Origin of the sequence: Microcoleus sp. S13C4, from assembly GCF_036700865.1 — a bacterium.
Classification (GTDB): Bacteria; Cyanobacteriota; Cyanobacteriia; order Cyanobacteriales; family Microcoleaceae; genus Microcoleus.
The window spans coordinates 62,392-74,864 of sequence record NZ_JAUBPS010000023.1; the positions used below are offsets into that span (position 1 = coordinate 62,392).

Sequence of the window (12,473 nt, forward strand, 5' to 3'; positions counted from 1 at the left end):
GTATTAGGCGAAATCTGACTATTAAAATTTCCACAGTCCAGCTTTCAAGATGCCAGGAGTCCGAACTGCTGATCAGTACAAAAATTTTAATTTATTTAGGACGATCGACCAAACAACCCCGAACACGCAAAAATCATCTGTGGCGCTGCCAAACACCCCGCTCGAAACCGAGTTTTTTGTATGCCGTGTACAAGTCATACCATTTGAGATTTGAGGTTTGGCAATGAGTCGCCCAAAAACGGATACCGTGCCCCGAACGCTCATCAGTGTAAATCCTAAAATTTTAGACTCCTGTTCCTGCTCCCAGATTCAATGCAGCAAGTAAATCTCAAATCTCAAATCGACTGACTTATGGCTATCACCGTTTGGGGTTCGCCTACCGTTGCATTCTTTTTTAAAACAGGTGTTGAATTATTTTCTTGTGATAGGTGTTAACTCACTGGGGACTAAGGGTTCTTGGGCTATTTTGCCGAGTTGGACTGAGTTCAAGACTGCTGACCACTTGATCGCTAAACTGGCATCGCTGGGAGACTCGATACGCAATTGAGCTAGAGTTGCCAGGTACTCGTACCAGAGACTTTGTTGGGCGAAGATGCTGAGCTTGGTGAGATCGGGCGATCGATCCAACTCTGTTTTGACGGTTGGGGCGAGTGCGGTGCGGTTGATCCACCCGGAAACGAGAACGTCATCAGTTGTATTTTTTGGGTTGCATTTGATAGTAAAGTACCATTGATAGTTTTTGCCAACTTCCAGGGCTGGCGAGTTGTCGTCGGAGCCGAGGCTGACGCTAACGATACCTGCACGGCTAGTTACCATGCGAAAACTTTTTTTGTATAGTGTTTTGTCTCTTTGGTCTGCTAACTCAAACTGAACTGTTTTGTCGAGGGCTACGGGAAGGTAGTAGAAAAATGTTGGCTTTGCTGATATGGTTTGCCCCATAGTTGATTGGGGAATCAACGCAGTTAAGGCAGTTGTGGCCGTGGGGCATTCTAAACCGCGGGTTCCTCCCCCTTCACGCCTTCCGGGTACTCCGTCCTCCGGCGGTTGAAAACTATTCCACGTGGCTCCCGCTGGCTGAATGTTCGATCTGCTTCCGCTGGGTTCAGGGGGTTGAACTGTTTGCCAGTTGAGGGGTAGCTGGGGTCGTGAGGGGCGCTGGACAATATTTGCGCGGCTGTTGAGAGCCTCTGCTGGTATTAAAAAACTACCGGCGGCAACTGCCTCTAAAGACAGAATTAACGAAAGAGCACCGATATTTAGAGCAGACTTCAAAGCCATGACGAACCTGCCTTTTGATGAACCTAGGAACTTTATCGCACGGTTTTATTCTATCCAAGGTTTTGACGGATATAGTAATCTGTTGTACTTAATTTATATCTTCAGGCAGATACGATTATTTGGGTCGCTCTGATCAACATAGAATTCTGTGTCGCGTTTGTTAGTGGTAGCTTAGTAGTTATACTTACTTCCATTCACGGCAGCAGGTTGGGTTGAGCTTGTTAAACCCAACTTTGACAAAGACTAATATTCGGGTTCCTTTAACTCTAGCAAGAGGATACAACGCGTCTTTTCGTAAAAACACCGGGTTGATGCGTCAGTCCTGGATATCAGGAAACTCGGCAATTTTGCTGGTGAACCTCAAGCGATCGGCTACAAGTTACATATCAGGTTTTCTGTACAATACCGGCAATAAATTTAGCATGAATCTCGATTCACCTGTTCTCTCGGACAAACAGCCTTCGGGGCTGCGGATGGTAAGACCCATAGGAGTCTTGGCACTGCACGGCATTGCTTTTTTAGGAAATAGGTTGTTCGCTGTCGATCGCGCCGAAGGGCTGCTATTGGAGATCGATCGAGAAAGTGACAACACTACTGTTTTGAATCCTTATCAAACGGCTAAGTTTGCCGGCGCAACGGGGCTGGCTATTTCGGAAGATACTCTCTGGTTTGCGCGGGATGAGGATATTTGTTGCTGTCGGGGCGCAATTCGGGACGGGGCGATCGCTGAACTCAAACCGGAACATTTTGTTTCCCTTCCTTATTCTGCTGACGGGATTGCTGTTTGGAAATCTACGCTTTATGTGACTTGCCAGAGATTGGGATCTATTCTGGTTTTTGACCTGAAAACGGGTCGGGAAATTACTCGGTTTTACGCTCCCGGTATTGGGGTAGAAAATATCACAGTCCGGGATGAGGAAATTTGGGTTTGCGACAAGACTGAGCAAACTGTTTACTGTTTGGAACGGGGAACTGGGGAGATTAAATTTAGCGTTTTGACTCCCTTTGAGTCGCCTTCTGGTTTAGCTTTTCACAAGGATGCCGAAACCGGGGAGGAAGTTCTGTACGTGGCTTATGCCGGGGATGAACTTTACATCCGGGATGACCCGAATTCGGAAGATCCTTTTCAGTTGACGAAGCGCGATCGCACTTTTATTCAGCCTTTGTCTTTTCACTATAATGAAGCTGACCGCTACGCTTTGTCAAACGGTTTTTTGATAGAAATGTCTTATGTGGAGGAACTGTCTCCTCTCGATGAGGTAGAAATCGAAAATTTGGAGTGGCGGATTGCTTTGCCTTCGGAAACTCACCGGCAAAAGGTAAGGAGTGTTACGCCGATCGGAATGCCTTTTACTGAGGAAATTCAGGAAGGGGAACGGGTGGCGGTCTTTAAGTTCGATCGCCTGCACCCTGGGGAACGCCGAATTTTTGGCTGGAAGGCATTATTAGAAGTTCGCTCGATTAAGTATCAGTTGTCGCCTCGGGATGTCGAAAAGGTTCCGAAGCTGTCGCCGGAGTTTGCAGCTAAGTATTTGGTGGACAATGACAATTTGGCGATGGATACGGAGATTGTGCGATCGGCTGCTGTGGCGGCCATTGGCTCAGAAACTAACATTCTCAGGCAGTTACTGAGCATTCGCAATTTTGTTTACGACCAACTTTCTTACGGGATTAGGCCTCACATTGACACTCCCGATATTGTGCTGCGCCGCGGCATCGGTTCTTGTGGCGAGTACGTGGGCTTGTTGTTGGCTTTGGCTAGGTTAAACGGGATTGCTTGCCGCACGATCGGGCGCTACAAGTGTCCGGCTTTTGCTGACAGAAAAGGTGTGTCGCTGGAGCCGGATTTCAATCACGTTTGGCTGGAATTTTACATTCCGGGTTTTGGCTGGGTGCCGATGGAATCTAATCCTGATGATATTCAAGACAGAGGCCCTTATCCTTTGCGATTTTTTATGGGCTTGGCTTGGTATCACGTAGAAATTGGCAAGGGAATTAGGTTTCAAAGTCTCACGAGCGGGGGTCTTCCTTTAAACAAGGAGGATGTTTCCGTGGGGACTCTGGCAATTAATCATGTGAGGTTTACAATTTTGGAAGATTTGCCAGCAGTTTGAATCGAGTGTTAACAGTTAACAGTTAGCCCTCAATATTCAACTCTTAATTGTTAACATTTTTCATCTAAAATCGAAAGTAGAAAGTGTAAAATCAGAGGAAGAGGGGTTGTGGAATTTTCGATTGCTAATATTCTCGTTTTAGTCGCTTTTGTACTGCTGCTGACGGTGACTGGCGGGGTCGCTTATTTGACTTCTGTTGAGTGGCGCGATCGCAGGCGGTTAGATAAGGCTAAACGGAAAAAAAAGTAGCGGTTTGCTGTTGACAAATCGCGTCTTTTATGATATAAAACAAGGCGACCCAACCAGGTCGCCTTGTTTTGTGATTTGAAATATTTTCACCGCAGATGATATCAACTTCACTAAAAATAACCCTTAGAATTTTGTAGTGACGACTTGAGTCTTCATACAAAACTATGACTCATGGGCATCCCGCGCGCGCCACAATAAACACAGAGGAAAAATGTAATTTTGGATTTGGAAGTTTAAGTCCACTGTCGGAAAAATGTATTTTCTTGCCAAGCGGCGGCGGTGCGTTTTTCAAGTGCTGCCATTTCTGTTTGGTTCAGGGTTTTGAATGCTTGGGCGACTTTGAAATTTTCTTCTAATTGCTTTACTGAGTCGGCGGCGATGACGCAGCAGTGCACGCCGGGAAGTGAAAGCGTGTAGCCCATTGCTTGGTGCATTCCATCTAAAACACCGTTCTGAAATAATTTGCCGTAAGCTGGTATTTTCATGGCTATAACGCCGATATTTTTGGCTTTGGCGACTGGTAAAGCGCTCATAACAAAAGAGCGCGGGTGATGTTTTTCGGCGGCGTTGAGGGAGATTAATGTTGTGTCAAAAGGATAGCGCTGCAAGCCTGCGGCAATGATGGCTGGTTCGTGGTGTCCGGTGATGCCGGCAAAACGAATTATTTTTTGCTGTTTGGCTTCTTCGATCGCCTTTATTGCTCCTTTGGCACTGAAAATTTGGTCTAATTCGGCTTGGAATGAGACGTGGTGGAGTTGCCACAAGTCTAGTCGATGGGTTTTCAATCTTTTGAGCGATCGCTCTAAGTCTCTCCACGCGCCGTCTCTGTCTCTGGCGGAGGTTTTTGTGGCTAGGAATAGGCGCGATCGATATGGTGGCAAAACTTTGCCTAAGTTTTCTTCGCTGGGCCCGTACTCGGCCGCCGTGTCAAAATAACGAATGCCTAGTTCGATCGCCCGTTCAATTTGCGTTGCCGCTTCTGCTTCTCTTCCCGGCTGCGACAGCGGTGTTTGTCCGGCCCCCCCCAAACCGAAAATCGGCACTTTCACGCCGGTATTACCTAACAGTCGTTCTGGCATTTTTACTGTGGCGGCCGCCTGGTTATTGGGTGCGGCTGCGACTTCCCCATCCTGCTGTTCGATCGCCTTAGCGCCTGCAATGCCGCTGGCAACAGCTATACTGCTCAATATAAAATTGCGGCGAGTCTTTTTGCGGGTCATTGTTTCCGTCTCCTCAGAGTGAGAGAAATTAACCGCGTTGGTGTTGGCACAATACATAGATTTCTACCCCAAATCGGATAATTTTCCCCCTCTCCGAGGGAAGAGATAGCCGGGGGAAAATTATCTATGTGCCGATCGACTATTGGTCAATTATCCATGCGCGAATCAGTTCGTTGATCTGTTCTGGTACTTCGTCGTGGGGACAGTGACCGGCTTTGATAAAGTGTTCTGTCAACTGCGGATAGTGTTTGCGAAATTTAGCGCTTCTTTCTGTGGAATTCATCCACGGATCGCCTTCTCCCCACAGCATTAGCAACCGGCAGTTTAATTGACTAAGTAATACGTCGATTTTTTCGCCTTGGGGTGTTCGGAATACGGAGGCGAATACTTTGGGGGCACCGGGATCGCAGGAGGGAAGGTAAATTTCTTCTACTAATTGGTCTGTGACGGCGCTTTGGTCGAGATAAACTTTTTCTAGGGTTTTCCGAATTGTCGATCGCTGGCGCACGTACTGGAACAGCAGAAAACTTGCCCAATCTTGCTGAAATAAGGTTTTAGCTACTGCAGATATGGCTTTTTGCACGGGCGGGGCTTCGGGTGCGGGCTGCGGTTCGCTGAAGGGGCCGGCGCTGTTGATTAATATGAGTCCGGCTGCTGATTCGGGGCGCTGGGCGGCTACACACAAGGCGGCGTAGCCTCCGAGGGAGTTGCCGGCTAGTACGGCGGGCCGGCCGATGATGTTGGTGATGAAGTCGTGGAGTTGGTCGCGCCAGAGGTCGCCGCTGTACTGCAATTCGGGTTTTGCCGATCGTCCAAATCCGATCAGGTCGATCGCCCACACTTCAAAATCTTTGCTCAGGCCGCTGATATTTTTGCGCCAGTGGTCTGTGGAGGCTCCAAAACCGTGAATTAACAGCAGGGGAGGGCGTTCTGGATGCCGATCGCTGGATCGAACGTAGTATACTGAATGCCCCCGCCACTGCCAGTAAGTGCCGGCTATGGGGGCTGTGGTGATGGCTGGGGTTGTTTGCGTCATGTAAAGAAATAATTATTTACTTTAACTATTGTATCGCGACGCTCAGATTTATAAAGTTTGGCATCCGCGCCGGGGTTCCGCTAGCAAAGGATTCGTCAATGTGAGCGAGTTGGGAGCTGTCGCTCTGCCGCACTCAGGCTTCATAAGTTTTGTAACGAATATTGATTTTGTGAGGGGTGCAGCAATGCGAGATATTTTGCCCGATTGCATTTGGCACAATAAATCGGGTTTGGGCTGCAACATACCTAGGTATGATGATTTTGCTGTTTGGCGACCTGAGCAAGTTCTGGGCGATGGCGCTGGGCAAGCGCCTGCTAGGGTCGAACTTGATTGGCGAGGGTCAAGGGATCGACTTTTTTATAGTTATTTCCGAGCTTTTCAACGTGGGGATCGTTTGTTAGGTAGCTGTTAATGGCTTGGGGGATGCAGCGAGCCTAAGCGTTGCTAGTTGGTAAAAGCCGACCTCAAAAATTTCGCTACTGGAAGAAGTTATAAGTAAAATTACTGATGGTTCTCTTCAGAAGTTTCTCAGAATCGCAGAATATTTTGTGACGTTGTTTGCTGTTCTTAATTGCTTTGATACTCTAAGATAGAAGTAGAGCTGCGCCGCTCAATTAATTAGCATTTTGAATACTAGGGAGCCAACTATGCAGGGTGTGAACTTTATCCACCTGAAAGTTAGGGAGTTTTCTGAGTGATTGCTATTTCACCTCGTCCCGTCGGACGCAATTGGATTACAATTAGCTTCGCTTCTACTCTATACCTTTGTCCTATTTTGGATCTGCTCCTAGCAGAGGTGCCAGATTACTGGCAAGCAGAATTGCGGTTGGGGCTTCAAGAAGCTTTGGTAAATGCTGCTAAGCATGGAAACAAATTAGACCCCGGTAAAACTGTAGGAGTCCGTTTTTCGATCGTCCAAAACCAATATTGGTGGGTGATATCGGATGAAGGTTCTGGCTTTAATGCCCCTTGCAGTTGTAACCTTTATACCGATGATTGCGACAGTCTCCTAGCAGAGGACGTTGCAGATAACTCTGGACTACCCCATGTGGAACAGGAATGTGGTAGGGGGTTATTTATTCTTTACCAAATATTCGATCGGGTAGAGTGGAATTCTGAAGGTACAGAGTTACGGCTGTGCAAAGAACTTGCCAGCCCCTACAGACTGCCTCGCTTGCGCTAGCACCGCTATTTGGCAGCAGTTTTCACCTCAGCTAGACCTGGAAATTTTTTCGTTCTCGGGCTCAAGCTTGCAGTGAGAATTTGAACGCTCTGGCTATTGATAGCTGATCATAATGCAAAATGTGAGTTTTGAGTTAAAAAAGTATAAATCTTTTGAACTCACAATCGCGCTGCTCGATCGATCGGCGCGATTGTCGAAGTTTTGAGCGACTACTCAAGCCAAAACTCCCTACTCAAAACCGCGAAGCGTTACGAAGAACGAAGCAATCTAATTATTTGCCGTGGGTGGGACAGGGAGGAGCAGATATCGATCGATCCAGCCATCCTGCTGCTTGGTTTAAGCGCGGGAGAGCTTCTTCGGGCTGTTTTTTGAGCAAAAAGACCAAAGCGGCCGCAGCTTGCTCGCAGGCTCGCGCGGAACGGTTGGCTTTGAGGCGGTGCCAATCTTTTTCGTGGATGGCGAGGCGCGCCGCTAGAGCTTGGGCTAGTTCTACCGTGCTCAGCTCGTTGAGGTTGACAGTTTGGGCTGTTTGTGTAGTTTCAAGCATAGGTGGCAATTATAGGGATTTGGCTGCCGTTTCTGAATTTAAAAAATATACTGCATATAATAACAACTTAATTGGAAATCGGTTTTTTTTATTATTGTCAGGTTTGCAGATCGAAATGCCTCAACAGCCGTCAGAGTTAAATCCGGAAGAGCAAGAAAGCGAGTTTGTTCAAGCGCTCGCAGCAGTGGAGCGATCGCTCGCGGCAGTCAAAGAACGGTACACTCAAATTCAGGTCGATCGACAGCGCCAAGTCGAACTCGGCCATCGGCGCGAAGAAATCCGCCAGTCCAACCGCCAAAATCCACTGCCGGAACTCAAAAAAGAATTGCGGGAAATTGAGCAAGAATTGGAAACTATCGAGTTGAATTTAGAAAGCAGCCTGTTTTCTTGGGGAAGCATAAAACAACCTTTTTGGCAAGCAGTTCGCTTTGGGGGACTCGGCATTTTGATCGGTTGGATTTTGAAATCCTATGCAGGTTGAACAATGTTGGGATTTTTGATTTTTTTATTTACCGCAGAGGGCGCAGAGGGCGCAGAGTCAGAGAAAAGAGAGAAATATGGTGCAAAATAAATATTAAATAAACAGGAGTGGATATGACAAATCAACGAATAGCAGCAATTTTGCGCGCAGGTGAACCCGACGAAACTGTAACTGTTCAAGGCTGGGTTCGCACTAAGCGCGAATTGAAAGAATTTGCCTTTGTCGAAGTCAACGACGGTTCGGCGATGGCTAACTTGCAAGTAGTCATAAATTCCGATTTGCCAGATTTTGAAAATCTACTCAAACAACTGAATACAGGTGCATCTCTAGAAGTGTCGGGAGTGCTGGTAGCGTCTCCAGCAAAGGGACAGCGAATTGAGTTGAAAGCTTCACAAGTGCAAGTTTACGGTGATGCAGACCCGCAAACTTATCCGCTGCAAAAAAAGCGACATTCCTTTGAATTTTTGCGGACAATCGCGCATTTGCGCCCGCGCACAAACACCCACGGTGCTGTTTTTCGAGTCCGCAATGCTTGTTCGGCGGCGGTACACCAATTTTTTCAAGAACGCGGTTTTTTGTGGGTTCACACTCCGATTATTGCTGCTAGCGACTGCGAAGGGGCGGGGGAAATGTTCGCCGTTACCAACTTTGATTTAAAGAATGTGCCGCGCACTGATTCGCAAGAGGTTGATTATGCTAAAGACTTTTTTGGAAAGCGCGCCTATTTAACAGTTAGCGGCCAGTTGGAAGCGGAAGTTATGGCGATGGCTTTCGGGAATGTTTACACTTTTGGGCCGACTTTCAGAGCGGAAAATTCTAATACTTCGCGACATTTGGCTGAGTTTTGGATGATTGAACCGGAGATGGCTTTCTGCGATTTGCAGGGAGATATGGATTTGGCTGAGGCGTTTTTAAAGTACATTTTTAAATACGTTTTGGAGCATTGCCCTGAAGATATGCAGTTTTTCAATGAGCGCATTGACAAAACGGTTTTGGCTACTGCTGAAAATATCATTAATAATCAGTTCGAGCGGATTACTTATACGGAGGCGATCGCACTTTTGGAAAAAGCAGACAAAAAGTTTGATTTTCCGGTAAGTTGGGGCTTGGATTTGCAGTCGGAACACGAGCGTTATTTGGCTGAGGACTTGTTTAAAAAGCCGACAATTGTCAGCGATTATCCCGTTGGGATTAAAGCATTTTATATGCGTTTAAATGAGGACGAGAAAACGGTGCGAGCAATGGATGTTTTGGCTCCTAATATTGGGGAAATTATCGGCGGTTCGCAGCGGGAAGAAAGGCTGGATGTGTTGGAGCGGCGCATGGAAGCCCAGGGTATGAATAAGGAGGAATTGTGGTGGTATTTGGATTTGCGCCGCTACGGTACTGTGCCTCACGCTGGGTTTGGTTTGGGATTTGAGCGGTTAGTGCAGTTTATGACGGGAATGGGGAATATTCGGGATGTGATTCCGTTTCCGAGAGCGCCTTTAAGCATTGATTTTTAGTTGAGTAATACCAAATGGGACTCGCCGGTTGAAACCGCGACTAGACAAACGAAGTCTGCCTCCGCAGACTAAGAAAACCTCGATTTCTTCAAGAAGTCGGGGTTCTGGGTGGGATAAAAAATCCGACTTAAATGCCCTACTACCATATAAAATCCGTTACCCCTGAACCCACTTTCACACAAAGTGTCGGATTGGGAGTAAGCAGGTGATAAAGGCGATAATACCAAATCCTTGTTATTGAGCCCCTTTATGATTCGGCGGTTTCAACCGCTTCTTGACGAAGTCTGCCCACGCAGACTAAGATATAAACGCCGCTTTTAAGCCGGATTTGATATAACCTCTCAAGCTCGGCAAAACAGAAATTTTTCCTGTTTCATTCAAAACTAACATTTTGGAGACTAGAATATGAAACCTAGAACTTTGATGACTTTCGGAATGGCTGTGATGAGCCTTACTATTGCTAGTGGATTTAGTCCAGCATTTTCTGCAACTTTAACTCAGTTGGTTTTCGACGAAAAAACACTATCTGGCTATGGTGGTGAAGGCTTTCTATCGGGAACTATCATATATGACGCTTCAAAAATACCAAGTTATCCAGATACAAGTGGTAAGCCAATATTTTTTGAAGCCAATTGGAAAGGGCTAGTAAATTCATTACCCTGGCAACCTAATAACATTAATATTAAATTTCAAACGTCTTCGGTCACTAGATTTAATTTAGATAGAGAGAGTGCTAGCTATACTCTGGTACTACTAGCCTCAATGTTCGATCCTGAACTACCAGAATTTTCAGCATTTGATCTACGGCTACAATACGATTTTCTTAAAAGTGGTCACGTGCCATCAATTTTTCATCTGGAAACTCCTTTAGGACCAGGAAGTAGAAGGTTGAGTGAGGGAGTTTTAGAACTCACAGAAGTAAAAGCAGTTCCTGAACCTGTTACTATTTTTGGCTCAGGTACGGCATTAGGATTGGGACTTTTAGCGAGTTTCCGCCGTCGCCAATCGAGTCGCTCATCATCGCTGGCTGGAGTCCCAAAAAGAACCGACTAAAATTTAGGTAGGTGGTAGTAGTGTCCGCCCACCAGAATTTTTCGGGACACGGCTTGATGCCGTGTCCTCATCTATAAAACTTGATGCGTCAGCGGTTGCTATACCTCTTAGTCCGCTACGAGTGGACTAAGAGGTATAGAAGCAATTTCAATCGCCGAATGATCTTTGGCAATATTTCCAATTACCGATTAAGTTGCCGAGGGAATTGTGATATCAACAGATTGCACTTTGACCGAAGTTCCCAAACTCGATAACGGCGGTTGAATGGCCTCCGTATTTCCCACTACTAATGTTACCAGATTCTCTGGTTTCAAGTAAGTCTTGGCTACGCGCTGCACGTCGGCAATTGTTGCTGCTTCGATGCTGCGGCGGTAGCGAAAAATGAAATCTTCGGGATAACCGTAGTATTCGTAGCGCATTAATCGCGACAAAGTTTGACTGGGATTTTCAAATTTGAAAATGAAAGAATTTAGGGTGGAATCTTTAGCAAAAGCTAATTCTTCCGGGGTAATTGGTTCGGTGCGGATACGATCGATCTCGGCGCGAATTGCCTGGATAAACGGTACTGTTGCGTCCGATCGCGTTTGGCCTCCTGCCACAAACACCCCCGGATAGTCATATCTCGGACTCCAAGCCGCATATACTGAATAAGCTAAGCCTTGGCGCGATCGCACGTTATTGAACAAACGGCCACCGAAACCGTTGAGAACCCCGTTCATTACGTCCAAAGCACCGTAATCTGGACTGCTGAGCATTCCGCCCAAATGTCCCATTTGCACGTAACTTTGACTTAATTGTGGCTGATTTACCAAAAATATGCCGCCCCCATTTGCTGGCGATACCGTCGGTAGCGCAGGCATTTCTGCACTTTGAGTCGGTTGCCAGTTGCCAAATTTTTGCTCGATGAGCGATCGCATTTTAGCTGTATCAAAATCGCCAGAAATACCCAAAATCATATTCTTGGGGTGGAAATATTTCTGGTAGAAACTCACCACATCGTCGCGGGAAATATTCGCCAGGGTTTTGTATTCTACCGTGCGCGCGTAAGGACTGCGAGATCCATAAATTAACTTTTCAAACTCGCGGCCGGTAATATCGTTAGGATCGTCATTGCGGCGGGCGATCGCACCTTGAGTTTGGTTCTTCGCTAAATCTAACTTTTCCTTAGCAAATATTGGTTCCCGAATCACTTCCGAAAATAGGTCAAACACGGGTTCCACATCTTCAGCTAAAGCACTAAAATTAGCGGTGCCAGAAGCAACATCAATCCCCGTTTCTACCGAAGCTGCCCGCTGTTCTAGCAACTGATTTAGTTCATCAGCAGTATGCCGGCTCGTGCCGCCAGTTCGCATCACTTCTCCCGTCAATCCTCCCAATCCAATTTTCTCGGCAGGTTCAAAGCGCTCGCCCGTGCGAAATAGGGCCGTTCCCCCGACTAACGGGAGTTCCCGGTCTTCCATCAGATACACGCGGATACCATTTTTTAGCTCGAAGCGAGTATATTTAGGCAGTTTAATTTCTGGCACCGCCGGGAATGTTAATTCGTCGTAGTGTTTCGGTGCAGCCGCGAAGGAAGGTAACAAATTAAACGTGCCCAGTGAAACAGTAAAAAAGCAAAGTGATAGCAGAAATAACTTTACTTTTTTAAGTCTCAATTTAGTCCTTTTCATTCTTTCTCCTAAGTTTGATATTGTGACAATTCTACAGCGAGGCCTAGCCTCTGGATCTGCGTTCCCCAGCTCTACCCAAGGCGTGAAAACTTAACGTTAAACCAACCGTCTCTCTTGTTTGTCGCGAACTGCGAGAT

General features: G+C 46.7%; 12 protein-coding genes. 7 read left to right on the forward strand and 5 right to left on the reverse strand.

Going from position 1 to position 12,473, the window contains the following annotated elements:
- Positions 1-411: 411 nt before the first annotated feature.
- Positions 412-1,278 (reverse strand): DUF928 domain-containing protein, encoded by an 867-nt coding sequence (locus QT996_RS12315; protein WP_333046823.1) that lies wholly within the window; start codon positions 1,276-1,278, stop codon positions 412-414.
- Between the two features lie 422 nt (positions 1,279-1,700).
- Between QT996_RS12315 and QT996_RS12320 the strand changes: the two genes are divergently transcribed.
- Positions 1,701-3,392, forward strand: a complete 1,692-nt coding sequence (locus QT996_RS12320) for a transglutaminase domain-containing protein (protein WP_333046851.1) — start codon at positions 1,701-1,703, stop codon at positions 3,390-3,392.
- Between the two features lie 108 nt (positions 3,393-3,500).
- A complete protein-coding gene (locus QT996_RS12325) occupies positions 3,501-3,641 on the forward strand; it encodes a hypothetical protein (protein WP_006631167.1) in 141 nt (46 codons plus the stop codon).
- 233 nt (positions 3,642-3,874) lie between these two features.
- Here the strand turns inward: QT996_RS12325 and QT996_RS12330 are convergent, their stop codons facing one another.
- Both QT996_RS12330 and QT996_RS12335 read right to left on the reverse strand, forming a co-directional pair.
- Positions 3,875-4,861, reverse strand: a complete 987-nt coding sequence (locus QT996_RS12330; RefSeq protein WP_333046824.1) for an aldo/keto reductase — start codon at positions 4,859-4,861, stop codon at positions 3,875-3,877.
- A 139-nt stretch (positions 4,862-5,000) separates the two neighbouring features.
- Positions 5,001-5,897, reverse strand: a complete 897-nt coding sequence (locus tag QT996_RS12335; protein WP_333046825.1) for an alpha/beta fold hydrolase — start codon at positions 5,895-5,897, stop codon at positions 5,001-5,003.
- 251 nt (positions 5,898-6,148) lie between these two features.
- Here QT996_RS12335 and QT996_RS12340 point away from each other — a divergent pair, with 251 nt between their 5' ends.
- Positions 6,149-6,298 carry a hypothetical protein gene (locus QT996_RS12340; RefSeq protein WP_333046826.1) on the forward strand — a complete coding sequence of 50 codons (150 nt, stop codon included), beginning with the start codon at positions 6,149-6,151 and terminating at the stop codon, positions 6,296-6,298.
- Between the two features lie 293 nt (positions 6,299-6,591).
- Positions 6,592-7,080: an anti-sigma regulatory factor gene (locus QT996_RS12345; RefSeq protein ID WP_333046827.1), complete on the forward strand. Its 489-nt coding sequence runs from the start codon at positions 6,592-6,594 to the stop codon at positions 7,078-7,080.
- Between the two features lie 271 nt (positions 7,081-7,351).
- Here QT996_RS12345 and QT996_RS12350 read toward each other — a convergent pair whose 3' ends face one another.
- Positions 7,352-7,627, reverse strand: coding sequence for a DUF6439 family protein (locus QT996_RS12350; protein WP_333046828.1), 276 nt, complete (start codon positions 7,625-7,627; stop codon positions 7,352-7,354).
- 115 nt (positions 7,628-7,742) lie between these two features.
- On the opposite strand from QT996_RS12350, the gene QT996_RS12355 reads away from it, so the two are divergent.
- The 3 genes from QT996_RS12355 (at position 7,743) to QT996_RS12365 (ending at position 10,666) form a co-directional block, all read left to right on the forward strand.
- Complete coding sequence (locus QT996_RS12355; RefSeq protein WP_333046829.1) at positions 7,743-8,108, forward strand: DUF2203 domain-containing protein; 366 nt, start codon at positions 7,743-7,745, stop codon at positions 8,106-8,108.
- Positions 8,109-8,221: 113 nt separating this feature from the next.
- Complete coding sequence (asnS, locus tag QT996_RS12360; protein ID WP_333046830.1) at positions 8,222-9,613, forward strand: asparagine--tRNA ligase; 1,392 nt, start codon at positions 8,222-8,224, stop codon at positions 9,611-9,613.
- Positions 9,614-10,018: 405 nt separating this feature from the next.
- Positions 10,019-10,666, forward strand: a complete 648-nt coding sequence (locus QT996_RS12365) for a PEP-CTERM sorting domain-containing protein (protein WP_333046831.1) — start codon at positions 10,019-10,021, stop codon at positions 10,664-10,666.
- Between the two features lie 188 nt (positions 10,667-10,854).
- Here QT996_RS12365 and QT996_RS12370 read toward each other — a convergent pair whose 3' ends face one another.
- Complete coding sequence (locus tag QT996_RS12370) at positions 10,855-12,336, reverse strand: pitrilysin family protein (protein ID WP_333046832.1); 1,482 nt, start codon at positions 12,334-12,336, stop codon at positions 10,855-10,857.
- Positions 12,337-12,473 lie beyond the last annotated feature (137 nt).